Raw genomic sequence first — 23,134 nt, forward strand, 5'->3', positions numbered from 1 at the left:
ATGTTGTTCATGGTAGCGCATTTATTCCTCAAGCGAATGAGTCCATACTGATTGCACTTATCACAACTCAGAGGAGCACCATCATGAAAGTACTCGTCATTGGCGCCACCGGCACCGTCGGCTCGGCCGTCACCGAGGAACTGGGCAAACGCCACCAGATCGTCACCGTCGGCGGCAAGGGCGGCCAGTACCAGGTCGACATGGCCGACATCGACCAGGTGCGCCGCCTGTTCACCGAGGCCGGCAAGAGCGGCAAGTTCGACGCCGTGGTGGTCACCGCCGGCGTGCTGCACTTCGCGCCGTTGGCCGAGTTCACACCGGAGCAGTACCGCATCGGCCTCGACAGCAAACTGATGGGGCAGGTCAACGTCGCCCTGGTGGCGCAGGAGCATTTGAACGACGGCGGCTCGATCACCCTCACCAGCGGCATCGTCAGCGAGCAGCCGATCCGTGGCGGCAGCAGCGCCAGCATGGTCAACTCGGCGCTGGAGGGTTTCGTGCGCGGCGCCGCCATCGACCTGCAGCGCGGCCTGCGCATCAACGTGGTCAGCCCGACGGTGCTGGAGGAGGCGCTCGACACCTACGGCCCCTTCTTCATCGGCTTCGAGCCGGCCAAGGGCAGCCGCGTCGCGCTGGCCTACAGCCGCAGCGTCGACGGGCCGCAGACCGGCCAGACCTTCCGCGTCTGGTAAGCAGAGGTAGATGCCGCTGAGCCAAGGCGCAGGCGGCTCCCACACCACCCACAGGCAAAGAGCCAGGGTCAGACCCTTAGGGTCTGACCCTCGATTTTCGCTGGTGGGTTTTTGCAGATGGACCTGGATTACAATAAGCGCCCATGGCGCAGAGGCGGGCCACGAACCCGCCTTTTTCTATTCCATCCACCCCCAAAGGTTCCCATGAAAAAACTCCTGCTTCCCTTGCTGTTGGCCGCTGTCGGCAGCGCCGCCGCCGCGCCGGCCACTGTCGCCGAATTGAACAAGATGGCCGCGCGCTACGCGCCGGTCGAGCTGAAGGCCGACACGTCCAAGCTGTCGGCCGGCGACAAGAAGGCCATCGCCAAACTGATCGAGGCGGCCAAGATCGTCGACGTGCTGCAACTGCGCCAGCGCTGGTCGCACAACGAGGCGCTGTGGGCCGCGCTGCAAAAGGATACGACGCCGCTGGGCAAGGCGCGACTGAACTACTTCTGGCTCAACAAGGGGCCGTGGTCCATCCTCGACGGCCACGACGCCTTCCTGCCGGCGCAGTTGGCCGGCATCGCCATCCCGGCCAAGAAGCCGGAGGCCGGCAACTTCTACCCGGCCGGCGCCGGCAAGGAGGCGCTGGAGGCGTGGATGAACGCGCTGCCGGCGGCCGACAAGGAGCAGGCGCAGTGGTTCTTCACCACCATCCGCAACGACGCCGAGGGCAAGTTCAAGATCGTCAAGTATTCGGACGAATACAAGGCCGAGCTGGAGAAGCTGGCCGCGCTGCTGCGCGAAGCGGCCGCCGCCACCGACAACGCCTCGCTGAAGAAATTCCTCGCCCTGCGCGCCGACGCCTTCCTGTCCAACGACTACCTGGCCTCCGACTTCGCCTGGATGGACCTGGACGCGCCGGTCGACATCACCATCGGCCCCTACGAGACCTACAACGACGAGCTGTTCGGCTACAAGGCCGCCTTCGAGGCCTACGTCAACATCCGCGACCAGAAGGAGACGCAGAAGCTGGACTTCTTCGCCAAGCACATGCAGGAGCTGGAGGACAATCTGCCGCTCGACGCGCAATACCGCAACGCCAAGGTCGGCGCGCTGGCGCCGATGGTGGTGGTCAACCAGGTGTACGGCGCCGGCGACGGCAACATGGGCGTGCAGACGGCCGCCTACAACCTGCCCAACGACGAGCGCATCATCAGCCAGCGCGGCTCCAAGCGCGTGATGCTGAAGAACGTGCAGGAGGCGAAGTTCAAGTCGACGCTGACGCCGATCTCCAAGCTGGTGCTCAAGCCGGCCGACCAGAAGGACCTCGACTTCGATTCCTTCTTCACCCACATCCTGGCGCACGAGATCACCCACGGCCTCGGTCCGCACCTGACCAAGAACGGCGGCAAGGAGTCGACGCCACGGCAGAGCCTGAAGGAGGCCTACTCGACCATCGAGGAGGCCAAGGCCGACATCACCGGCCTGTTCGCGCTGGGCTACATGATGGACAAGGGCCAGCTGAAGGGCACGCTGGGGCAGGGCGAGGCGGCCGAGCGCAAGCTCTACACCACCTTCCTGGCGTCGGGCTTCCGCACGCTGCATTTCGGCCTGACCGACTCGCATGCGCGCGGCATGGCGATCCAGATGAACTACCTGCTCGACAAGGGCGGCTTCATCTCGCACGGCGACGGCACCTTCGCGGTCGACTTCAAGAAGATCAAGCAGGCGGTGATCGACCTGGACCGCGAGTTCCTCACCATCGAGGCGACCGGCGACTATGCCCGCGCCAAGGAGATGATGGTCAAGTACGTGGTGATCCGCCCCGACGTGCAGAAGGCGCTCGACAAGATGAAGATGGTGCCGAACGACATCCGTCCGGCCTTCAGCACGGCCAAGGCCTTGTTGGCCAAGTAAGCGCTTGCCGTCCGGCCTTTGCTTGCTCAAGGTGCCGGCGGCTACAACACCACCCAACGGCGCAAGCCAGGGTCAGACCCTAGGGTCTGACCCTCGATCTGTGGCGCGGGTTTTCTTCGCTTAGCTGCGCTCGTCCCTTCCAATCTGGCCCGCCGGCCTTGCCTCGGCCTCAACCATTCCACTTTTTCTACGTAGAAAAATACTGTGGAAGTTACTGCTCTAGAGCAATTTTCTTTGCGCTGAGCATGCTAGAGTTGATGCACGGAATCCACCATGCACAAGCTCATCCTATCCCTTCTCCTCGGCGGCGCCAGCGTGGCGGCCTCGGCCGCGTCGTTGACCGACGTCGAAACCCGCTGGCTGTCGGCCGGCGCCCCCGTGCTGGCCTACGCCAAGCAACTGCAACTGCCGATCGACATCATCGTCCAGCCGCAGTCCGGCCCCAACGATGTGCCGCTGGCGATGGGTTTCGACCACGGCCGCTGCAAGCTGGTGCTGTCGATGCGCGGCAACCCGCAGGCCGAGAGCGTGCTCGACAGTGTGCCGGCCGAGCAGCGCGGCGTGCTGATCGAGGCCATCACCGCGCACGAGGTCGGCCATTGCTGGCGCTACGCCCAGGGCGCCTGGCATGTGCTGCCGACCGGCTTCGTCGAAGTCGGCCACCAGCAGGCCGAGCGGCCCGAGCTGCTGGAGATGTCGAAGGAGATGCGCCTGACCCAGCGCGAGGAGGGCTTTTCCGACCTGCTGGCGCTGGCCTGGACGGCGCAGCGCCATCCGGCCGAGTACGCCCAGGTGCACCAGTGGCTGAGCCGCTTGCGGCGCGGCGCCGGTGCCGCCGGCGCCTCGCACGACACCAGCGCCTGGCTGCAACTGGCGCGCGAGCAGACGGCGTTCGGCCCCGCCGCCTCACCTTTCGAGCAAGTCACTATGCTGTGGAGCAAAGGCTTGTTGGGCGAGGATTGATGCGCCACAAGGCGTGCGCTGTTCGATTGCCTTTTTGATCTGATTTCCCCGATTGTGTGTGGTCCCGCACAGAGCGTCGTTCTGCGTGGGGATTAAATCTCCATGTCAACCACACAAAAGGGACACATCATGAACAAACTACTCCTCCTTGCCCTGGCAGGCGCCACCAGCGTCGGCTTCATGGCCAGCCCGGCGATGGCGCAGACGCGCGACACGGCCGCCTACAAGCAGGCGACCAGCAAGGCCGCCGACGACTACAAGATGACCAAGGCGAAATGCGACGAGCGCAGCGGCAACGCCAAGGACCTGTGTGTGCAGGAGGCCAAGGCGGCCCGGGCACGCGCCGACGCCGACGCCGTGGCGCAGTTCAAGAACGATACCAAGGATGTGCGCAAATCCCGCATCGCCGTGGCCGACGCCGACTACGACGTGGCCAAGGCCAAGTGTGCCGACATGGGCGACAGCAAGGGCAACTGCATGCGCGAGGCCAAGGTGACCCACACGGCGGCCGTCAACGACGCCAAGGCCGAGCAGCGCGCCGCCACCACCGCCCAGGCCAACGCCGATTGCGACCGGCTGAGCGGCAGCGACAAGGCGGCCTGCTTGGCGCGCGGCAAGAGCGCCTCGGCCGGCGAAGCGGTGGCCGACACCGTCATCACCACCAAGGTGAAAGCCGACCTGATCAAGGAACCGGACCTGAAGGCGATGGATGTGCACGTGGAGACCGTCAACGGCGTGGTGATGCTGAGCGGCTTCGTGCCGTCCCAGGCGGAGGCCGACAAGGCGGTGCAACTGGCGCGCGGCGTGAAGGGCGTGACCGAGGTGCAGAACGGCTTGCAGATCAAGAAGTAGATGGTGGATATGCCGGGGGGCCGCGTTGGCGCCCCCCGTCGATGTTGATCCACCCTGCGGCGCAGTGTTGCCGCAGGGTGGTTTTTTTTAGGCCATCGCCAGCAGCGCGAGCCGGCGGGGTTTGCTGCATGCCGGCGACCCCGCGTGTTACTTCAAAATCAACACGGCCTACTTCAGATACTTGGCCAGCCAGCCGTGCACCTCGCTGTAGAAGTAGCGGCTGTTCTCGCCCTTCAAGATCCAATGGTTCTCGTCGGGGAACACCAGCAGCTTGCTCGGCACGTTCAGGCGTTGCTGGGTGGCGAAGTTCATCAGCGCGTTGTTGGCCGGCACGCGGTAGTCCAGCTCGCCGACGGAGATCAAAATCGGCGTGAGGAAGCCGGTGCCCTTGTCGTGGTTGCCGGCCTGCATTACCGGACTCTGCTCGCGCCACACCGGCAGCCCGCCCCAGACCGGGCCGCCGCTGTTGACCTCGCGGCCGTGGATGCTGTCGCTGGTGCCCCACTGCATCACCAGGTCCATCTCGCCGGCGTGCGAGACGAAGGCCTTGTAGCGCGTGGTGGTGGCCTGTAGCCAGTTGGCCAGGTGGCCGCCGTAGCTGGCGCCGCCGGCGGCCAGCTTGCCGCCGTCGATGAAGGCGTATTTCTTGACGGCCTCGTCGACGGCCTGGTTGATGTGTTCGCCCGGCCCCTTCAGCGGATCGAACTGGATGGCGCGGGCGAACTCCTCGCCGTAGCCGGTGGAACCCTTGTAGTCGGTCAACAGCACCACGTAGCCGGGCCGGGCCAGCAGGTGGTAGTTCCAGCGCAGCACGAACTGGTCGCGCCACATGTTGGCGGCGCCGCCGTGCATGACGGCGAACAGCGGATACTTCTTGCTCGGGTCGAAGTTGGCCGGCTTGACGATCATGTTGTGGACCTGCCGGCCGTCGGCCGCCTTGAACCAGAAGTGCTCGGCCGGCAGCCAGTCGATGGCGGCGGCCTGCTCGGTGTTGAAGGCGGTCAGGCGCTTGGGCGCGCCGTTGAAGGCGTACACCTCGGGCGGGTTGACCGCGGACTCCCACACGCCGACCAGGGCCTTGCCGCCGGCGTTGAGCGAGTTGATCGCGCCGCTCGGCGCCGAGGCCTCGTCGCGCAGGTCGCCGCCGTCGTAGGCGATCGAGTGCAGCTGCTCCAGGCCGGCGTGCTCGTAGCTGAAGTAGACCCTCTTTCCGCCCTCGGGCAGGGCGTAGCGCGAGATCGAGCGGTCCAGCTTGGCCGTCAGGATCTGCGGCTGGGGGCTGCGCATCGGCCAGGCGAAGGCGGCCAGGCGCTCCAGGTCGTAGACCTTGCCGGCCTCCTCGGCCTGGGTCAGGCAGAACAGCGTGTTGCCGTCGGGCGAGAACTTCAGCTCGCTATAGCTGTGCTCGTCGGCGGTCAGCTTCCAGGCCTCGCCGCCCTTGGCCGAGACGGCGAAGATCTGCGTGGTGGCCGAGGCGCGCGCCTGCTGGTCGCGGTTGGTCGAGGCGGCGAACACCACGCTCTTGCCGTCCGGCGCCCAGATCGCGCCGAGCGACTGGCCCTCGTCGCCCTGGCCGCCGCCGAAGCCCGGCATGGCCGCCACCTTGCTGGTGGCCAGCAGGCTGCGCGCCGTGGCGCCGGCCTGGGCGTCCATGACGAACAGGCGCACCTGCTTGTCGTCGAGCCACTTGTCGAAGAAGCGCGGCGGGAAGCTCTCGTAGGCGCGGGCGCTGGTCTTGCGCTCCTTGCGCTCCTTGAAACTCTTCTTGACCTCGTCCTCGCCGGCGTTGCCGGGGAAGATGTCGCTGACGAACAGCAACTGCTTGCCGTCCGGACTCCACTTCGGCTGGCGCGCGCCCAGGGTCAGCGTGGTCAGGCGCTGCGCCTCGCCGCCGGCGGCGACGTCGATGCGGTACAGCTGGGCGGCCTCGTCGCCGTCGCGCTTGGCGACGAAGACCAGCTGGCGGCTGTCGGGCGACCAGGCGGCGGCGCTTTCGCCGCCCTTGGAGAAGGTCAGGCGGCGCGGCGCGCCGTCGTCGAGCAGCGACTTGATCCACAGGTCGGACCACTGCTCCTTGCTGTCGTAGGCCGGCTCGGTGACCGAGAACACGGCCCATTTGCCGTCCGGGCTGGGCACCGGCGCGCCGACCCGCTTCATCAGCCAAACGTCCTCGTGGCTGATGGCGTGCTTGGCGGTGGCGGTGGCGGTGGCGGCGGCCGGCGCGGCGGCGTGGCTGGCGCCGCAGCCGAGGGCGGCGGCCAGCAGCAGGCCGAGGGGGAGGCGGTGGAGCGGGATCATCGGGCTATCCTGGGGGCGAGAGTGTTGGAAGCGGCGATATTGGCCAAAACATCTCTTGCTGTCAATCAAGATTACATTTGCCCCCGCCCGCTACTATTGATCCCCTTATTGATCCCATTTGCGCAGCAGGCGTTCCAGTTCGCCGCGCCGCTCCAACAATTGCAGCGCATGGCGCAGCCGCGCGACCTGGCCGGGGTCGACATGCTTGCCCACCGCCAGATACAGCGGCGCCGTCTCCATCACCACGGGCAGGATCTTGACCTTGCCGGCGGCGCCGTTGCGCTTGAGGAAGGCGCGCAGGCCGGGGCTGCGGTGCAGGAACAGGCGGCCGCGGCCGGCGATCAGCTTGTGCAGGTTCATCGGCGGGCTGGTCGAGCTGGCGTCGATCTGCAGGCCGCCCAGTTGTTCGAGCACGGTGGTGGTGGCGAAGCCGCGGTTGGCCAGCACCACGCCGTTGCCGCCCAGGCGGCGCACGTCGTCCCAGTCGTTGACGACGACGTCGTCGTCGACGCGCGCCAGCAGGTGGTAGGCGATGGGGAACAGGGGCGGATCGAGGAAGAGGAACTTGGCGTCGCGTTCGGCGGTGTGCTGCACCGCGCAGGCGGCGTCCTGGCCGCCGCTGGCCAGCTCGCTGTAGATGCGGATCAAGGGCATCCAGCGTTGGTCGCCGACGAAGGCCAGGCCGGGGTCGATCTTTTCGATGGCGCGGAAGATGTCGATGCACAGGCCGGCGATGGCGCCGCCGCGTTCGGCGCCGATGAACTTCGGCTCGGTGCCCTCCTGGGCGGCGACGCGCAACGCCAGCGGCGCGGCCGGCGCCGCGCCGGCCGGCCCCAGCAGCACGGCGCCGCACAGCAGGCAGCGCCGGCCCAGCGACAGTAGGAAGGAGAGTGGCATGGCAGGCTCCGGGCCGAAAACCGACCCGTCCATTTGAGCATAGTTCGTCTTTGCTTGGAACGACAACATGAACACTTCATGCGCTGCGCCAGCATGCCCGGCGCGACCGAATTATCCACGCCGATATGAAAATTTCTAATGTAAAAGATAAGTTTTTGCAATGAAAATGTGTCGAAAATATATTCTTTTCCGAATTCAATTGTTTCTCATTAAGCAATGATATATTTGCATCCACTTACTGATGGGCTTGCCGGGAACGCGCCCGGCGGGCGGCAGCCAAGTACTCCAAGGTAGATTCACCCATCAACAATTCCTAAAATAGAGGTGCGTTTCATGGTCGTTTCCTTCACTCCGTTCAAGCTCGCCACCCTCTCGCTCGCCCTGCTCGCCGCCGGCGCGGCCCAGGCCGGCCCGCAGACCCCGCTGACCGGCAACACCTCGTCGCCGTCGGACTGGCATTTCCTGCCGGGCCAGAGTTTCAACGGCGTCGTCGGTGCCCTCGACGGCGTCGCCCGTCTGAGCTTCACCAAGCCCTCCGGCGCCAGCTACGCCTGCTCGGGTTCGCTGCTGGCCGGCGGCGCCTACGTGCTGACGGCGGCCCACTGCGCCGACAGCTTCACCTCGATGAAGGTCGATTTCGGTTGGGCCGACGGCAAAGCCCAGGTCAGCCGCACGGTGGCGGTCAAGGACTCCATCGTCAATCCGAATTGGAGGGGTCAGCTCGACACCGGCGCCGACATGGCGCTGCTGCGCCTGAGCGCGCCTGTGACCGGCATCGCCGGCTACCATTTGAGCACCACCAACGACGTCGGCAAGGACTTCCTGATGGCCGGCTACGGCACCACCAGCGTCGGCGGCAGCAACGCCGAGACCGGCTGGGGCGACCGCCGTTTCGGCCACTACGGCTACAACACCTTCGACGTCGACAGCGCCACCTTCAACCGGGTCACCAGCCAGTACGTCGGCGACGCGCTGGGCGGCTACGATCCGGCCTACTACGCACCCGGCACCACCTACATGAGCGACTTCGACGATGGCGGCAGCAACCGGAACACGCTGGGGCGCATCGCCGGCTCGACCGGCAACGCCTGGTCCAGCGGCCTGGGGCAGGGCGCCAACGAGGCCTTGATCGCCGGCGGCGATTCCGGCGGCGGCGACTTCGTCTGGAACGGCAAGGAGTGGTTGCTGTCGGCGGTGCACTCGTGGGGCTGGCAGGGCAGCGAAGTGTGCCCGGCCTTCGGCCTGAACAATTGCGACGCCAGCGCCAGCAACAGTTCGAGCTTCGGCGACCTGTCCGGCTCCAGCGCGACCTTCTCGCACATCGCCTGGATCAACCAGGTGACGGCCGTGCCGGAGCCGGAAACCTACGCGATGATGCTGTCGGGCATGGCCCTGCTGGGCGCGCTGGCGCGCCGCCGCAAGCAGCCGGCCTAGGCGCCGGCTCGGTGGAGGCACCACGGCGCCCCGGCGTCGACGCGGCGGGCGCCGCGTCTATTTCTCGGCCTTGCGGCGCAGCGGCAGCGGTGTCACCGGCGCCAGCACGAAGGCGCAGCTCATCAGCAGGTCGCGGCCCGGCGCGCGCGGGCGGCTCATCAGCTCGCACAGCCGTTCGAGCAGCACGTTGGCCTCGGCCAGTTCCTCGGCCGACAACCAGGCTTTGTTGCGCGCGGCCCACAATTGCCGCTGCGCGCCGTCGACCACCACGTCCGGCATGTCGAGCGCCTGCTCGAAATCCTGGCAGGCCACCTGCAGCAGGCCGCGGGCGAACTTGTGCAGCGCCTCGGTGTTGCCGTCCGGACCGGTCTGATAGGCCAGGCGCAGCGGCGCCGTGTGGTCGCCCGGCAGGCGGTAGCGGCGCTCCTCGCCGCGCTCGCCGTCGAGTTCCTGGATCAATCCCGCCTTGCACAGGATGCGCAGGTGATAATATAGCCCGTCGGCGTGGCGCCCCAGTTGCGAGGCGAGCGCGGCGGCGCTGGCCTGGCCGCCCATCGCGGCCAGCGTGTCGACCAGTTCCTGGCGTGCCGGCGAGGCGAGGATCTTGATGCGTTCGGGGTCGCTGATGGCACGGAAATTGATGGCGGGACGTGGCGAACGTGGCATGGCGGAATCCGTGCTGTTGAAATTGTTGCCTATTATTTCAACAAAATGCGATTTATGCAAGCTTGTTGCCGAATTAGCTCCACGATCCCGCACACCCCCCCCTTGCTTGGCTGCGAAGGCGCGCCGCCGCGCCGCCGCCGGCCGTCGCCGCACTGCCCGGCCCGGCTGCGGCGCGGTCGCGCTCAGCGTGCTGGGTCGCGCGGCAAGCGCGCCATCAATTCCTGGTAGCGGCCGTTCGCCTTCAGCCGCTTCAGCCCCTGGTCGAACAGCGCCAGGTGGCGCGCGTGGTCCGGCGCCTTGCGCGAGAATATCATCCGGTAATGCCACTGCTGGTAGCTGGGCGTGTGGCCGATCAGCTCGCGCTCGGCGGCGCTGAAGCGCTGCAGCAGCAACTGGCTGCCGATGGTGCGCGACAGGTCGACCGCGTCGAAGCGGCCGACCAGCAGCTTGTGCAGGTTGCTCAGCTCGTCGCCGCTGGCCTCGAAGCGCAACTCGCCGCGCCGTTCGGCCTGCGCCAGCGGCTCGGCCTTGGCCGAACCCAGCGGCAGGCCGATGGTGATGCCGCGCAGCGCCGCCAGGTGCTCGACCTTGCCGTCCCAGGCCAGCGGCTTGTCCTTGCGGAAGAACAACACCAGGTCGTCGCTGAAAATGATATCGGAAAAATCGCAGACGGCCTCGCGTTCCGGCGTGCGGCCCCACAACGCCGAGGCGTGCGACTGGCCGCTGCGGACCTGGGCGTAGGCGCGCTGCCAGGGGCGGAACTCGAAGTCGACGGCGATGTCGGCGCTGGCGAAGACCTCCTCGATCAACTGCGCCACCACGCCGTAGCGCGGCAGGCCGGCGCCCAGCATCGGCGCCCATTCGCCGAGCACGACGCGGACGCGCTCGCGCTCCGCCGGCCGGCCCCACAGGGCGCCGCAGGGCAGGGACAGCAACAGCGTCAAGGTGCTCCGCTTGCGCATACTCGATCTCCAGCGTGGGCCGTGCCGCAACACAAATTGCTGTTCAATTTTACTTCACCTAACAAACAAACTAGCATGAGGCATCCTTGATGCGATGAAATAGGAGCCGTACCGTGCCCATCGCCGTCCCGCTCCGCCGTGCCCGTCCGCCATCGGCGCTGGCCGGTCTATCCGCGTTGCTTTGCCTGCTGGCCGCCCCGGCCGCGCGGGCCGGCGACGAGGGCGCCCCGGCCGGCGCGCCCGAGCTTGTCATCATCTACGGCCAGGGCCAGAGCCGCCAGGTGCAGACCTTGGGCCGCGTCGAGCTGGGCCGCGCGCCACCCGGCGCCAGCCCCTTGCAGACCTTGGACCGCTTGCCCGGCGTCAGCTTCCAGTCGTCCGACGCCCAGGGCGCCTATGAGTGGTCGACCCGTTTGAGCATTCGCGGCTTCAACCAGAACCAGCTCGGCTTCACCCTCGACGGCGTGCCGCTGGGCGACATGAGCTACGGCCCCAACAACGGCCTGCACATCAGCCGGGCGGTCGCGGCGGAGAACCTGGGCCGGGCCGTGGTGTCGCAGGGCGCCGGCGCGCTGGCCACCGCCTCGACCAGCAATCTCGGCGGCACCGTGCAGTTCTACTCGCTGGCGCCGTCCGACGCGGCCGGCGTCAACGTCGGCCAGAGCGTCGGCAGCGGCCGCGCACGGCGCAGCTTCGTCCGGCTCGACAGCGGCCTGTCCGACGGCGGCGCCAAGGCCTACCTCAGCGCGGCGCGCCAGCGCGCCGACAAGAGCAAGGGCTGGGGCGGGCGCAGCCAGGACCAGCTCGACGCCGGCGTGGCCCAGCGCTGGGGCGCGCAGCGCTGGTCGGCCTTCATCCACACCTCGCAGCGCCACGAGGTCGACGACGCCGACCTGTCGCTGGCGCTGCTGGACCGTTTCGGCTACGGCTGGGACAACTACGCGCCCGACTTCCAGCGCGCCGTCGACGCCGCGCGCGGCCGCTACAGCGGTGGCGTGGCCAGCGCCGACGACGCCTATTTCCTGGCGCGCGGCCTGCGCCGCGACATGCTGGCCGGCGCCAAGGCGGAGCTGGAGCTGGGCGCGGCGGCGCTGACGGCCACCGTCTACCACCACGACAACCTGGGCCAGGGCCACTGGTACACGCCGAACCAGGCCTCGCCGTCGGGCCTGCCGCTGTCGCTGCGCACCACCGAGTACGCGCTGCAGCGCAACGGCCTGCTGGCCGACTGGCGCTACGCGCTGGGCCGCCACAACATCGCCGCCGGGGTCTGGGGCGAGCGCAGCCGCCACCAGGTCAGCCGCAACTACTACGACGTCGGCGGCCCGCGGGACACCGACCGCTACCTGTCCGGCCCCTTCCTGACCGCCTTCAGCCAGGACTTCCACAGCACCACGCGGCAGTGGTACTTGTCCGACAGCGTCGCGCTGGCCGACGGCGCGCTCACCGTCGACGCCGGCTTCAAGGCGCCGCGCATGCGCATCGTCGGCCGCAACCTGGTGGCCGGGCGCGCCGCCGGCACCTTGGAGAGTGCCAGCAACTTCCTGCCGCAGGCCGGCCTCAACTACCGGCTCGGCGCCGGCGCCGAGCTGTTCGCCGCCTTCGCGCGCAATCTGCGCGCCTTCCAGCCGGGCACGGCCGGGCCGTTCTCGGCCAGCCAGGCCGCCTTCGACGCCAGCGCGGCCGCGCTCAAGCCGGAGCGCTCCGACTCGCTCGAGCTGGGCTACCGCTGGCGCCGCGCCGGCCTGCAGGGCAGCGTGTCGCTGTACCGCAGCGACTTCCGCGACCGTCTGCTCAGCGTGGCCACCTGCACCGGCATCGCCGGCTGTCCCGGCAGCTTCGTCAACGTCGGCCGGGTCAAGGGGCGCGGCGTGGAGGCGGCGGCCAGCTGGCAGCTGGCGCCGGACTGGTCGTGGTTCAACTCGCTGTCCTACAACGACACGCGCTACCAGTCGGATTACGCCGACCACGACAGCCCGGTGAAGGACGCCGCCGGCCAGGGCGTGGTGCGGGCCGCCGGCAAGCAGGTGGTCGACAACGCGCGCCGCCTGTTGCACAGCGAGTTGAGCTTCGAGCGCGGCGCTTGGTTCGCCAAGCTCGGCGCCAAGTTCACCGACAAGCGCTACTACACCTATCTGAACGACGCCCAGGTGCCGGCCTACTGGCTGGCCAGCCTGGGCGCCGGCTACCGCATGGCCGGCCGGGGGCCGTTCAAGGAGCTCGGCCTGCAGCTCAACGTGCACAACCTGTTCGACCGGCGCTATCTGTCCTCGATCGGCAGCAACGGCTTCAAGAGCAGCGACCCCGACGGCAGCTTCGCCACCTTGTTGTCGGGCGCGCCGCGCCAATTGTTCTTCTCGCTCAACGGCAGGCTGTGAGGTGGCGGCGCCGCGCATGAAAAAACCGCCGGGCGTTGCCGGCCGGCGGTTTTTGGGGGAAGCGGGGAGAGCTTACTTCGGTGCGCTCAGGCACTCCTTCATGAAGGCCTTGCGCTCGTCGCCTTTTTTGCCGGCGGCATCGGCGTTGCAGGTTTTCATTTTGCTTTGCTGGGTGGCCGGCGCCGAGGCGGCGGCCGGCTTGGCGGTCAGGCATTCCTTCATGAAGGCCTTGCGCTCGTCGCCCTTTTTACCGGCGGCGTCGGCGTTGCAGGTGGCCATCTTGGACTGCTGCGCGGTCTTCGGCGCCGAGGCGGCTTCCGGCGCGGCGGCGAAGGCGGTGCTGGCGAAGCAGGCGAGGGCGCATACGGCGAGGATTTTTTTCATGGTCGGTCCGTGTAGGTTGTCATGGTGGCTAGGGCTTGCCTGTGCGGCAAGAAACTATACTATAGCCGCCCGCCGCACAGAAGAACTTTGCGCGGCCGCTCAGCCGAACAGCTTGCCTTTGAGGAAATCGAGGGCCTGGTCGAGCGCGCCGTCCTCGGGGATTTGGCCGTTCGGCGTCAGGCTGTCGATGATCTGCGGCAGCAACTGGGCCAGGCCGGTGGCGGCGTGCTCAGGTTCCAGTCCGGCCTGCTGGGCGAGTTGCGCGATGTGTTCGCCGCCGAGCGCGTCGGCGATCTGGTTGCCCGACACGGTGTGGTTGTCGCCCGTGCCTATCCACGAGGCGACCTGGTCGCCCAGGCCGCTGGCCTGCAGCTTTTGCACCAGGCCGGACAGGCCGCCGGCGTTGTTCAGCATGGCCATCACGCCGTTCAACAGTTCGCCTTGCGGCACCGGGTCCTGCTGTTGCGCGCCCAGCGATCCCATAACCTGGCCGGCCAATTGATCAAGAATTCCCATGATGTGCTCCAGAGTGAGTGGGTGAATGGAAGGTTGCCGCGGCGGGCAGGATTGCCAATGTGATACTAACTCAAATCGCCGCGCCGCAAGCTTCCGCGCGGGCAAATCGCGCGGTGGAATTTTTCATGCGGTTGGGCAAAACTGCTGAATGCGATCTGGGACTTGTTTCGGCAGGCGTGCTTGCTGACGATCAATTTGAGACTGGCAGGGTCTACGGCCTGTTGCGCGGCGAATCCTAGCTAAACGCGGCAAGCACGGTTTCAATCGGCAAGAACATGGTGCGGCTATCCACCGGGTATTCTATGAATTCCGCACATCTCAAATAGAAACGTTTCGCGCTCTCATCTTTAGCATGGACGAGTACTGCACCGATACCAATACTTTGCGAGGCGATGGCGATACGGCGCAGTGCATCCGCGAGAATGTCGGCGCCGAGTCCTTTACCCGCATGATCGCGGCTGACGGCCAGCCGCCCGATGATCGATACTGGAATGGTTTGGGGCGCGTTGCGCCGGATCTTGCTGGGCGTTGAGTCACGTTCAACAGCGCCAGCCAAAATGGCGTAATACGCTACTACCTGTTTGCCCATGCAAACGACATAGGTGCGTGAGAAGCGGCTTTGGTTTTTCAATGCTCTTTGTTGCAACCAATCGTTTAACGCTGGTTCGCCACAATCGAATCCCGAAAGCTCATGTTCGGCAGTCAAAGAAACCGGTGGTGATAGACGAGATTGTGGTTGCGTCGAACCCTCTAGCTCTTCCATGACGGAACTCGGCGCAGTAGTGACTGCAATTTCGATCCTGGCGCTGGGGGATTGTCGAGCGCCTGTATGAAGGCGTCGAAATACTCGGAGTTTAGTACGAACAGGCGTTGATCAAGAAGTACATCGACTGCTTGCCGCCTTGCACTTTCAACCATGAATTCCGTGCGGGTCTTGCCGAGAATCGCAGCTGCTTCGTCAATCAACTGTCGGGTACTGGCATCAATGCGCAGGTTTATGCTGCCTTTTGTTTGGTTCGCAGCAGGTCGTTCAGCAACAGCAACTGTGGCTGAACCCGCATGATCCGGTGATGCGGCGCGCGATTTTGGCATAAATTCAGTATCCTCCACTGTAACTACAGCGTCAATACGGGAATTTGTGAAATGCGACTGCAGAAACAAAAAAAGCAGTTACGATCACTCGTAACTGCTTGATTTGACTACTGCTTATTCGTGGTAGGCCGTGCGGGATTCGAACCTGCGACCAACGGATTAAAAGTCCGCTGCTCTACCAGCTGAGCTAACGACCCGAAAGAGGCCGTATTATATACAGCCCTTTGCCATCCGCCAAGGGTTTTCTTCGCCCGTTTTCTCGGCCGGGCGTCAGTTCAGCGCCGCCGTCACCTTCAGCACTTCCTCGGCGCTGGTGACGCCCTCGATGATCTTCATCGCGCCGGCGATGCGCAGCGGCTTCATGCCGTCGGCCATGCTTTGCCGGCGCAGCGCGTGGATGTCGCTGTCCTCCTGGATCAGCTTGCTGAACGCCTCGCTCACCGTCAGCAGCTCGTAGATGCCGGTGCGGCCGCGGTAGCCGGTCTGGCGGCACTCCGGGCAGCCGACCGGGCGGTAGACGGCGGCCGGCTTGGCCAGTTGCCAGGCGCCGCCTATGCCCTGCCAGATGTCGTCGGCGATGCTGCCGTCGGCCGTCTTGCAGTCCGGGCACAGGGTGCGCACCAGGCGCTGCGCCATGATGCCGACCAGGGTCGCCTCCAGCAGGTAGTAGGGCACGCCCAGTTCGAGCAGGCGCATCACCGCCGACGGCGCGTCGTTGGTGTGCAGCGTCGACAGCACCAGGTGGCCGGTCAGCGCCGCCTGGATCGCCATCTCGGCGGTGGCCAGGTCGCGGATCTCGCCGACCATGATGATGTCCGGGTCCTGCCGCATCAGCGCGCGCACGCCGTCGGCGAAGGACAGGTCGATGCCGGGCTGCACCTGCATCTGGTTGAAGGCCGGCTCGACCATCTCGATCGGGTACTTCCACCGTGCAGACGTTGACCTCCGAGGTGGCCAGCGCCTTCAGGGTGGTGTACAGGGTGGTGGTCTTGCCCGAGCCGGTCGGCCCGGTGACCAGGATGATGCCGTGGGCGCGCTTGGTCAGCGCGTCCCAGCGCGCCGCGTCGTCGGGCGGGAAGCCCAGCTCGGGCAGGGTCTTGACCACCACCTCGGGGTCGAAGATGCGCATCACCAGCTTCTCGCCGAAGGCCGTCGGCAGGGTCGACAGGCGCAGCTCGATCTCCTGGCCGCCGCCGGTGCGGGTCTTGATGCGGCCGTCCTGCGGCCGGCGCTTCTCGATCACGTCCATGCGGCCGAGCAGCTTGATGCGCGCCGTCATGGCGATCATCACCACCGCCGGCACTTGGTAGACCTGGTGCAGCACGCCGTCGATGCGGAAGCGGATGGTGCCCAGCTCGCGCTTGGGCTCGAGGTGGATGTCGGAGGCGCGCTGCTCGAAGGCGTACTGCCACAGCCAGTCGACGATGTTGATGACGTGCTGGTCGTTGGCGTCGACCTGGCGGTTGTTCTTGCCCAGTTCGACGAGCTGCTCGAAGTTGTTGCGCAGCGCCAGGTCCTGGCCGTTGCTCTTGTTGGCTTTCTTGATCGACTTGGCCAGGCTGAAGAACTGCGATATGTATTGGGCGATGTCGAGCGGGTTGGCGATCACGCGGCGGATCGTGCGGCGCGACACCTTGGCGATCTCGGCCTCCCACTCGTGGGCGTAGGGGTCGGCGGTGGCCACCACCAGGGTGTCCTGGCTCAGCTCGACGGGCAATATGTTGAAGCGCGCCGCGTAGCTGGCCGACATCACGTCGGCCACCTTGGTGAAGTCGATCTTCAGCGGGTCGATGTGGATGAAGGGCAGCTCGACGCGGCCGGCCAGCCAGGCGCTGAGCAGGTCGAGCGTGAGCTGCTTGTGCGGCGCGGCGGCCGACGCCAGCTTGCAGTGGGCCACCGCGCACAGCGGGTGCATGTTGCCGATGGCGTTCTTCAGGATGCCCTGGGCCTGGGCGTAGTTGGCCTTGACGTTGGCCTTCTCGACCATGCCGTCGGCCAGCAGCCAGCTGAAAATCAGTTGCAGATCGAGCACTTTGGGTGTGGACATGCGCACGGCCACCTTCCTTCTGGCGCGGCGCGGCCTTGCGGCCGGCGCCGGCGACGAGCTTGCCTACTTCCCTGCGGGCAGGGTCTTCAGGCCTTTGACCCAGGACTTGGCCGGCAGCTTGGTGTCGGCGACGATCTGCGCGGCGCGCGCGTCGAGGGCGGCGAAGTCGAGCGCGCCACGGCGGGTCTTGAAGGCGATCGCCACTACGTTACCATCATGCACCTCCGGCAGGCAAATCACCTGGTCAAAAGCGAACTTCATCGCCTTGATGTTCTTGGCGTAGCTGGGGTGGTCGCCGAACAGGTTGACGGTCATGATGCCGTCCTCGCCCAGGCAGGCGGCGCAGGCCTGGTAGAACTCGGCGCTGTCGAGCACCGGGCCGCGCGCGGTGGCGTCGTACAGGTCGACCTGCAGCACGTCCAGCGTGGCGTGGTTGGCGTCGTCGTTGACGTAGTCGTTGGCGTCCATCTCCAGCACCTGCAGGCGCTCGTCGTTGTCGGGCAGCTTGAACATCGAGGCGCAGATGGCGATCACCGAGGGGTTCAGCTCGATCGCCGTGACTTTCGCTTCTGGAAACTGTTTGTAACAATATTTGGTCAGCGTGGCCGTGCCCAGGCCCAGTTGGGCGACGTGGCGCGGCTGTTCCAGCCACAACATCCAGCTCATCATCTGCTGCGCGTACTCCAGCTCCGGCCAGTCCGGCTTGCGGATGCGCATCGCGCCCTGCACCCATTCCGTGCCGAAATGCAAATAGCGCACGCCATCCTGTTCCGACAGCGTCACCGGCGCGTACTTGGGCTTGCGCGCGGGGCGGGAGGATTCTTGTTGTTCGATGGATTTTCGTTTGATCAGCATGGCGGGGGAGGGGAAGGTGGGACTATGAACCGTCTATTATATCTTGCTGTAAATACCGCTTGCCGTAAATACCGGCCGTAAACGACACTGCCGGTCGCGCGGACCGGCAGTGCCTGGTGCTACTGGGTGGTGGCCTAGCGCTGGGCCGGCTCCACCGAGACGCGCAGCTTGACGCGCTCGCCCGGGTCGTAGGACATGATGCTGGTGTAGTTGCGGCCGCGGTAGTCGTAGGTCACCTCGTAGCCGCTGGTGCGCGACTCCCAGTGGTCGACCGTGCGGCACTGCTTGACGGCCTGCTCGGTGGTGCCGCCGCCCTGGTACTGGTTGGAGTTGTCGATGCGGTCGCCGGCGACGGCGCCGGCGATGGCGCCGGCCGCCGTGGCGACGGTGCGGCCGGTGCCGCCGCCGACCTGGTTGCCGATCAGCGCGCCGGCGATGCCGCCGATGATGGAGCCGCCGGCGCTGCGTTGCTGCTGCGGCTGCTGTACCTGGACGTATTCGGTGCGGCACTCCTGGCGCGGACGGTTGATCTGCTCAACTTGCGGCGACACGCGCACGACGCGGCCGAATTCCTCGAAGTCGGCCGCCTGGCTCAGCGGCAGGGCGCCCAGACAGAGCGCGGAAACGATCAATTTGGCTTGCAGGTTCATGTGGTACCTCGTGTAGTTTGTTGGTCTGATCTGTGAATCTGATTTATGCACAGGCCTATGGTAATCCCGGCCCAGGAATCAGTGTGTTTCCCGTGGCAACAAATTGTAACAGGGCGGACACGGCCGCGGAGGACGGTGAAAAATGGCCGAAATCGCCGGAAAACACGATATATATGTTCCGATTCTTACAAATCTTGCGTTAGGCATCACATTCGTGTTGATTCAGGAGGAACAACACGTTACCCTAATATGCGTATGGGATTTGATTGTCACAGAGAAACGTGGATCATCCACCGCAAGCGCATTGACCCGCTTGCCGTGTCAAGTGTATAGGTACTCACTTATAGGCGAAAAAGAACACACCGTACATAACAGGTCGATTTGAGGGAAAAATGAGTTTGTTAATGACCGTGCCGCCCAACCTTGTCCAGTCCATCCGCGCTTTTCGAGTCACCGAATTGCAAGACGAGGCAGTCCGTCTCGGGCAGCACTTTTTATATGCACACTGCCTGGCGGGTGTAACGAAACAACAAGTACTCGGCATCATTGCAGAATCGTTCCAGTTTCCCAAAGGGGTGGGCAAGAATTTCGACGGCCTGCGCGAGACCCTGACCGAGACCATGTTCAAGGCCGGTGTGCAAACCGGCTTCCTGGTGGTGCTGGAGCAATTGCCCAACACCCAGAAATTCGACAAGGAAGCGCGCGAAACGCTGCTCGACGTGTTCCGCGACGCCGCCGACTACTGGGCCGAAAAGAAGGTGCCGTTCCGCGTATTCTACTCCTTCGAGTAGCCCCGCGCGCCCAGCGGCGGCGCCCCGCGCGCCGCGCCGCTTGGGGCCTGCGGCGCCCGGCGCCGCCTCTGCTGCGCCGCAGCAAAAATTGCGGCTTTCTTGGTTCGCCTCGCGGTAGCGGGTACAATGCGGCCTATGAAAAACATCGTCATCCTCATTTCCGGTCGCGGCAGCAACATGGAGGCGGTCATCCGCGCGGCCCAGGCCGAGCAGTGGCCGGCCCGCATCGCCGCCGTGATCAGCAACCGCAGCGACGCCGCCGGACTGGCGTTCGCGGCCGAGCACGGAATTGCGACGGCAGTCGTTGCCAATAAAGACTATGCGACCCGGGCCGAATTCGACGCCGCCCTGCAAACCGTGATCGACGGCCACGCGCCCGATCTGGTGGTGCTGGCCGGCTTCATGCGGATCCTCACGCCGCAGTTCGTCGCACACTACGCCGGCCGCATGCTCAATATCCATCCCTCGCTGCTGCCCCTGTTCCCGGGGCTGGCCACACATGCCCAGGCGCTCGCCGCGGGCGTGGCCGAACATGGCGCGACGGTGCATTTCGTGACTGCCGAACTCGATCACGGCCCCATGGTCGCCCAGGCCGTCGTGCCCGTGCTGGCCGACGACACGGTCGACAGCCTGTCGGCGCGGGTGCTGGCACAAGAGCACACGCTGTATCCGCGCGCGGTGCGCTGGTTCATCGAAGGCCGCTTGACGATCGAGCAAGGCCAGGTCCATGTGGACCACACAACAAATCAATAACCAAGGAATTCCATGAGATTGCCACCAGCGATACTGGCCAATGCCGAAGAGGTATTGCGCGAGATCTTGCGCTTTTCGGCGCCCGCCGACACCACCCTGTCGCGCTACTTCAAAGACCATCCACGCCTGGGCGGCCGCGAACGCGGCGCCATCGCCGAGTGCGTCTACAACATCCTGCGCAACAAGACCTTCTTCACCGACTTCTCCGAAGCCGGCGGCGGCGCCACGATGCGCCGCCTGACCCTGCTCGGCATGGCCGACGCGGTCGGCATCGACTCGATGGGCGGCCTGACCGAGGAAGAGGTCGAGTGGCTGCAGCGCATCACCCAGATCGACCGCAAGCTGATGCACAAGTCGATGCGCTCGAACATGCCGAAGTGGTTGTTCGACATGCTGGTCGAACAAATGGGCGAGGACGAAACCCTGCTGCTGGCCGATTCGATGAACTCGCCGGCGCCGCTGGACCTGCGCGTCAACTCGATGAAGGCGACCCGCGACGAGGTCATGGCCACCCTGGCCGAGGCGCCGATCCGCTCGACGCCGACGCCGTACGCCCCGCTGGGCCTGCGCGTGCTGCAAAAGCCGGCGCTGCAAAACCTGCCGCTGTTCAAGAGCGGCGCCATCGAGGTGCAGGACGAGGGCAGCCAGATCCTGTCGCAGATCGTCGGCGCCAAGCGCGGCGAGATGGTGGTCGACTTCTGCGCCGGCGCCGGCGGCAAGACGCTGGCGCTGGGCGCGCTGATGCGCAACACCGGCCGCCTGTACGCCTTCGACGTGTCGGAGAAGCGCCTGGCCAAGCTGAAGCCGCGCATGGCCCGCAGCGGCCTGTCGAACGTGCATCCGGTGCAGATCGCGCACGAGCGCGACGCCAAGATCAAGCGTCTGGCCGGCAAGATCGACCGCGTGCTGGTCGACGCGCCGTGCTCCGGCCTGGGCACCCTGCGCCGCAACCCGGACGTCAAATGGCGCCAGCAGCCGCAGGCCATCGTCGAGATGCAGGCCAAGCAGATCGGCATTCTGGACGGCGCGGCGCGCCTGTTGAAGGGTGGCGGCCGCCTGGTCTACGCCACCTGCAGCTTCCTCAAGCAGGAAAACGAGGAGGTCGCCGAGCAGTTCCTGGCCAACCATCCCGACTTCGACCTGGTGCCGATGAGCAAAGTGCTGGCCGAGCAGAAGATCGAGCTGGAGATGGGCGACTATCTGAAGCTGCTGCCGCACAAGCACCAGACCGACGGCTTCTTCGCCGCCGTGTTCGAACGCAAGCCGATGGTCAAGAAAGTGCTGCCGCCTAAGGAAGACGCGGCCGACGACGAGGCCGAGGACGAGTAAGCTGCCGCGTAGTCAGCAATGAGCAAGGCCGGGATTCAGCACTGAACCCCGGCCTTTTTTGCCTTTTCAAGGCGCCGGAATGCCGGCAAACCCCAACGGCAAAGAGCGAGGGTCAGACCCTAGGGTCTGACCCTGGTTTGTGCCTTCGGTTTTGCCGGCGCTCCGACATTCTGTGTCCGTCTGTAAGGCTTGCCCACCGCCACGGCGGTTTACGCTACCCTGTCACCCTTTCCTCGCACTATCGTTATCACAATGAATTCACTGCCCATCACCAACCTGCTGACCGACCTGCTCGGCGACCTCAACGATCCCGGCTTGCTGTGGCAACTCGGCGCCATCGCCTTTTCCGTGCTGCTGGGCTGGGGCCTGGGCCGCCGCCTGAGCCGGCGCGTGCGCAGCGGCGAGGCGCACCAGGGCGCGCTGCAGTTCGGCGTCGAGAGCTTCAGCCGCGTCATCGTGCCGCTGGTCATCGTGGTGCTGCTGGCGCTGGCGAAAGCCGTGCTGGCCAAGTGGCACCACGTCAACCTGATGAAGGTGGCCATTCCCATCTTCGGCTCGCTGGTGGTGATCCGCTTCACCTTCTACCTGCTGCGCCGCGTCTTCGCCCGCCAGGGCCAGGTCGGCGCCACCATGCTGACCTTCGAGAAGGTGTTCCAGCTGATGGTCTGGCTGGCCGTCGTGCTCTACATCACCGGCCTGTGGGTCGACGTGTTCGCCTTCCTCGACGACACCGTTCTGCCGATCGGCAAGCACAAGGTCTCCATCGCCTCCATTCTGCAGGCCGCCGTGTCGGTGGTGGTGCTGCTGATGCTGGCGCTGTGGGCCGGCACCGCGCTGGACGAGCGCCTGATGAAGGTGCAGGGCATGAATTCCAATCTGCGCGTGGTGATGGCGCGCATGGGCCGCGCCATCCTGATCGTGGTGGCGGTGCTGGCCAGCCTGTCGCTGGTGGGCATCGACCTGACGGTGCTGTCGGTGTTCGGCGGCGCGCTCGGCGTCGGCCTCGGCCTGGGTTTGCAAAAGATCGCCAGCAACTACATCTCCGGCTTCGTCATCCTGCTCGACCGCAGCCTGACCATCGGCGACATGATCACCGTCGACAAGTACAGCGGCAAGGTGACCCAGATCAACACCCGCTACACCGTGCTGCAGGGCCTGGACGGCGTCGAATCGATCGTGCCGAACGAGATGCTGGTGTCGGGCGCGGTGCAGAACTCCTCGCTGTCGAACAAGATGTTGTGGATTTCCACCAACGTCTCGGTGGCCTACGACAGCGACCTCGACTTCGTGCTGGACCTGCTGGAAAAGGCCGCCGCCTCGGTCGAGCGCGTTTCCAGCACGCAGCCGCCGGCGGCCCAGCTGCTCAGCTTCGGCGCCGACGGCCTCGACCTGCGCGTCGGCTTCTGGATCGGCGACCCGGAGAACGGCCGTGGCGGCGTGATCTCGGATGTCAACCGGGCCATCTGGCGCGCCTTTAAAGAGAATCGGATTTCGGTGCCCTTCCCGCAGCGGGAGATGCGCATCGTCGGCACTTTCCCGCCGGCCGACGCGGGACGAGCTGCCTAAAAAATAGTCATTGTCTGCGGGAAAGGTTCCGCAAATCAAGGAGGTTTCAGCGTACAATGACGTCCAAAAGCAAGAATATCGGACCTCCCCACGAGCGGAGCGACCGC

The 23,134-nt window shown here is 65.8% G+C and carries 21 protein-coding genes, 1 tRNA gene and 1 pseudogene; 11 read left to right on the forward strand and 12 right to left on the reverse strand.

Features of this window, described 5'->3' with window-relative positions:
* The first annotated feature begins 83 nt into the window (after positions 1–83).
* The 4 genes from QC826_RS04775 (at position 84) to QC826_RS04790 (ending at position 4,409) form a co-directional block, all read left to right on the forward strand.
* Positions 84–692 carry a short chain dehydrogenase gene (locus QC826_RS04775; protein WP_279764639.1) on the forward strand — a complete coding sequence of 203 codons (609 nt, stop codon included), beginning with the start codon at positions 84–86 and terminating at the stop codon, positions 690–692.
* A gap of 204 nt (positions 693–896) precedes the next feature.
* Positions 897–2,594, forward strand: coding sequence for a dipeptidyl-peptidase 3 family protein (locus tag QC826_RS04780; protein WP_279764640.1), 1,698 nt, complete (start codon positions 897–899; stop codon positions 2,592–2,594).
* Between the two features lie 273 nt (positions 2,595–2,867).
* Positions 2,868–3,557, forward strand: coding sequence for a hypothetical protein (locus tag QC826_RS04785; RefSeq protein ID WP_279764641.1), 690 nt, complete (start codon positions 2,868–2,870; stop codon positions 3,555–3,557).
* A 129-nt stretch (positions 3,558–3,686) separates the two neighbouring features.
* Positions 3,687–4,409: a BON domain-containing protein gene (locus tag QC826_RS04790; protein WP_279764642.1), complete on the forward strand. Its 723-nt coding sequence runs from the start codon at positions 3,687–3,689 to the stop codon at positions 4,407–4,409.
* A 168-nt stretch (positions 4,410–4,577) separates the two neighbouring features.
* On the opposite strand, the gene QC826_RS04795 is transcribed toward QC826_RS04790, so the two are convergent.
* Both QC826_RS04795 and QC826_RS04800 read right to left on the reverse strand, forming a co-directional pair.
* A complete protein-coding gene (locus tag QC826_RS04795; protein ID WP_279764643.1) occupies positions 4,578–6,707 on the reverse strand; it encodes an alpha/beta hydrolase family protein in 2,130 nt (709 codons plus the stop codon).
* 105 nt (positions 6,708–6,812) lie between these two features.
* Positions 6,813–7,604 carry a substrate-binding periplasmic protein gene (locus tag QC826_RS04800; protein ID WP_139236310.1) on the reverse strand — a complete coding sequence of 264 codons (792 nt, stop codon included), beginning with the start codon at positions 7,602–7,604 and terminating at the stop codon, positions 6,813–6,815.
* A 333-nt stretch (positions 7,605–7,937) separates the two neighbouring features.
* Between QC826_RS04800 and QC826_RS04805 the strand changes: the two genes are divergently transcribed.
* Positions 7,938–9,038: a trypsin-like serine protease gene (locus QC826_RS04805; RefSeq protein WP_093384771.1), complete on the forward strand. Its 1,101-nt coding sequence runs from the start codon at positions 7,938–7,940 to the stop codon at positions 9,036–9,038.
* A gap of 57 nt (positions 9,039–9,095) precedes the next feature.
* On the opposite strand, the gene QC826_RS04810 is transcribed toward QC826_RS04805, so the two are convergent.
* Positions 9,096–9,704 carry a helix-turn-helix domain-containing protein gene (locus tag QC826_RS04810; RefSeq protein ID WP_279764644.1) on the reverse strand — a complete coding sequence of 203 codons (609 nt, stop codon included), beginning with the start codon at positions 9,702–9,704 and terminating at the stop codon, positions 9,096–9,098.
* 182 nt (positions 9,705–9,886) lie between these two features.
* Positions 9,887–10,666, reverse strand: a complete 780-nt coding sequence (locus QC826_RS04815; RefSeq protein WP_279764645.1) for a substrate-binding periplasmic protein — start codon at positions 10,664–10,666, stop codon at positions 9,887–9,889.
* A gap of 113 nt (positions 10,667–10,779) precedes the next feature.
* Between QC826_RS04815 and QC826_RS04820 the strand changes: the two genes are divergently transcribed.
* Entirely contained in the window at positions 10,780–13,044 is a 2,265-nt protein-coding gene (locus QC826_RS04820) for a TonB-dependent receptor (RefSeq protein ID WP_279764646.1), read from the forward strand.
* 72 nt (positions 13,045–13,116) lie between these two features.
* On the opposite strand, the gene QC826_RS04825 is transcribed toward QC826_RS04820, so the two are convergent.
* Both QC826_RS04825 and QC826_RS04830 read right to left on the reverse strand, forming a co-directional pair.
* Entirely contained in the window at positions 13,117–13,428 is a 312-nt protein-coding gene (locus tag QC826_RS04825; RefSeq protein WP_279764647.1) for a PsiF family protein, read from the reverse strand.
* A 99-nt stretch (positions 13,429–13,527) separates the two neighbouring features.
* Positions 13,528–13,944 (reverse strand): YidB family protein, encoded by a 417-nt coding sequence (locus QC826_RS04830; RefSeq protein ID WP_279764648.1) that lies wholly within the window; start codon positions 13,942–13,944, stop codon positions 13,528–13,530.
* Positions 13,945–13,961: 17 nt separating this feature from the next.
* Here QC826_RS04830 and QC826_RS04835 point away from each other — a divergent pair, with 17 nt between their 5' ends.
* Positions 13,962–14,183 carry a hypothetical protein gene (locus QC826_RS04835; protein ID WP_139236308.1) on the forward strand — a complete coding sequence of 74 codons (222 nt, stop codon included), beginning with the start codon at positions 13,962–13,964 and terminating at the stop codon, positions 14,181–14,183.
* Here the strand turns inward: QC826_RS04835 and QC826_RS04840 are convergent.
* The 6 genes and pseudogenes from QC826_RS04840 to QC826_RS04865 form a co-directional block, all read right to left on the reverse strand.
* The gene (locus QC826_RS04840) at positions 14,180–14,707 is read right to left on the reverse strand and encodes a GNAT family N-acetyltransferase (protein WP_279764649.1); all 528 of its coding nucleotides are present in this window, start codon (positions 14,705–14,707) and stop codon (positions 14,180–14,182) included. The two genes, QC826_RS04835 and QC826_RS04840, sit on opposite strands and share 4 nt — an antisense overlap.
* Positions 14,695–15,036, reverse strand: a complete 342-nt coding sequence (locus QC826_RS04845; RefSeq protein WP_093385162.1) for a DUF1778 domain-containing protein — start codon at positions 15,034–15,036, stop codon at positions 14,695–14,697. The genes QC826_RS04840 and QC826_RS04845 overlap by 13 nt, the downstream gene beginning before the upstream one ends.
* Positions 15,037–15,157: 121 nt before the next feature.
* A tRNA-Lys gene (locus QC826_RS04850) sits at positions 15,158–15,233 on the reverse strand.
* A gap of 73 nt (positions 15,234–15,306) precedes the next feature.
* Positions 15,307–17,083: pseudogene (locus QC826_RS04855) on the reverse strand (GspE/PulE family protein).
* Between the two features lie 63 nt (positions 17,084–17,146).
* Positions 17,147–17,938 (reverse strand): spermidine synthase, encoded by a 792-nt coding sequence (locus QC826_RS04860; RefSeq protein WP_279764650.1) that lies wholly within the window; start codon positions 17,936–17,938, stop codon positions 17,147–17,149.
* Between the two features lie 134 nt (positions 17,939–18,072).
* The gene (locus tag QC826_RS04865; RefSeq protein ID WP_093384750.1) at positions 18,073–18,588 is read right to left on the reverse strand and encodes a glycine zipper 2TM domain-containing protein; all 516 of its coding nucleotides are present in this window, start codon (positions 18,586–18,588) and stop codon (positions 18,073–18,075) included.
* 392 nt (positions 18,589–18,980) lie between these two features.
* Here QC826_RS04865 and QC826_RS04870 point away from each other — a divergent pair, with 392 nt between their 5' ends.
* The 4 genes from QC826_RS04870 to QC826_RS04885 all read left to right on the forward strand — a co-directional run bounded on the left by QC826_RS04870 (position 18,981) and on the right by QC826_RS04885 (position 23,027).
* A complete protein-coding gene (locus QC826_RS04870) occupies positions 18,981–19,379 on the forward strand; it encodes a barstar family protein (protein WP_093384748.1) in 399 nt (132 codons plus the stop codon).
* A gap of 135 nt (positions 19,380–19,514) precedes the next feature.
* Positions 19,515–20,132, forward strand: coding sequence for a phosphoribosylglycinamide formyltransferase (gene purN, locus QC826_RS04875; RefSeq protein WP_279764651.1), 618 nt, complete (start codon positions 19,515–19,517; stop codon positions 20,130–20,132).
* A 12-nt stretch (positions 20,133–20,144) separates the two neighbouring features.
* On the forward strand, positions 20,145–21,461 hold the full coding sequence (locus tag QC826_RS04880) for an RsmB/NOP family class I SAM-dependent RNA methyltransferase (protein WP_279764652.1): 1,317 nt from the start codon (positions 20,145–20,147) through the stop codon (positions 21,459–21,461).
* Positions 21,462–21,713: 252 nt separating this feature from the next.
* Positions 21,714–23,027 carry a mechanosensitive ion channel family protein gene (locus tag QC826_RS04885; protein ID WP_279764653.1) on the forward strand — a complete coding sequence of 438 codons (1,314 nt, stop codon included), beginning with the start codon at positions 21,714–21,716 and terminating at the stop codon, positions 23,025–23,027.
* Positions 23,028–23,134: the final 107 nt, after the last annotated feature.

Origin of the sequence: Rugamonas sp. DEMB1 (assembly GCF_029834475.1) — a bacterium.
GTDB lineage: Bacteria > Pseudomonadota > Gammaproteobacteria > Burkholderiales > Burkholderiaceae_D > Rugamonas > Rugamonas rubra.

Bases quoted from the DNA above. Each gene is read 5' to 3' on its own strand.
- QC826_RS04775 (WP_279764639.1), top strand. From the start codon at position 84: ATGAAAGTACTCGTCATTGGCGCCACCGGCACCGTCGGCTCGGCCGTC.
- QC826_RS04780 (WP_279764640.1), top strand. From the start codon at position 897: ATGAAAAAACTCCTGCTTCCCTTGCTGTTGGCCGCTGTCGGCAGCGCC.
- QC826_RS04785 (WP_279764641.1), top strand. From the start codon at position 2,868: ATGCACAAGCTCATCCTATCCCTTCTCCTCGGCGGCGCCAGCGTGGCG.
- QC826_RS04790 (WP_279764642.1), top strand. From the start codon at position 3,687: ATGAACAAACTACTCCTCCTTGCCCTGGCAGGCGCCACCAGCGTCGGC.
- QC826_RS04795 (WP_279764643.1), bottom strand. From the start codon at position 6,707: ATGATCCCGCTCCACCGCCTCCCCCTCGGCCTGCTGCTGGCCGCCGCC.
- QC826_RS04800 (WP_139236310.1), bottom strand. From the start codon at position 7,604: ATGCCACTCTCCTTCCTACTGTCGCTGGGCCGGCGCTGCCTGCTGTGC.
- QC826_RS04805 (WP_093384771.1), top strand. From the start codon at position 7,938: ATGGTCGTTTCCTTCACTCCGTTCAAGCTCGCCACCCTCTCGCTCGCC.
- QC826_RS04810 (WP_279764644.1), bottom strand. From the start codon at position 9,704: ATGCCACGTTCGCCACGTCCCGCCATCAATTTCCGTGCCATCAGCGAC.
- QC826_RS04815 (WP_279764645.1), bottom strand. From the start codon at position 10,666: ATGCGCAAGCGGAGCACCTTGACGCTGTTGCTGTCCCTGCCCTGCGGC.
- QC826_RS04825 (WP_279764647.1), bottom strand. From the start codon at position 13,428: ATGAAAAAAATCCTCGCCGTATGCGCCCTCGCCTGCTTCGCCAGCACC.
- QC826_RS04830 (WP_279764648.1), bottom strand. From the start codon at position 13,944: ATGGGAATTCTTGATCAATTGGCCGGCCAGGTTATGGGATCGCTGGGC.
- QC826_RS04840 (WP_279764649.1), bottom strand. From the start codon at position 14,707: ATGGAAGAGCTAGAGGGTTCGACGCAACCACAATCTCGTCTATCACCA.
- QC826_RS04845 (WP_093385162.1), bottom strand. From the start codon at position 15,036: ATGCCAAAATCGCGCGCCGCATCACCGGATCATGCGGGTTCAGCCACA.
- QC826_RS04860 (WP_279764650.1), bottom strand. From the start codon at position 17,938: ATGCTGATCAAACGAAAATCCATCGAACAACAAGAATCCTCCCGCCCC.
- QC826_RS04865 (WP_093384750.1), bottom strand. From the start codon at position 18,588: ATGAACCTGCAAGCCAAATTGATCGTTTCCGCGCTCTGTCTGGGCGCC.
- QC826_RS04870 (WP_093384748.1), top strand. From the start codon at position 18,981: ATGAGTTTGTTAATGACCGTGCCGCCCAACCTTGTCCAGTCCATCCGC.
- purN (WP_279764651.1), top strand. From the start codon at position 19,515: ATGAAAAACATCGTCATCCTCATTTCCGGTCGCGGCAGCAACATGGAG.
- QC826_RS04880 (WP_279764652.1), top strand. From the start codon at position 20,145: ATGAGATTGCCACCAGCGATACTGGCCAATGCCGAAGAGGTATTGCGC.
- QC826_RS04885 (WP_279764653.1), top strand. From the start codon at position 21,714: ATGAATTCACTGCCCATCACCAACCTGCTGACCGACCTGCTCGGCGAC.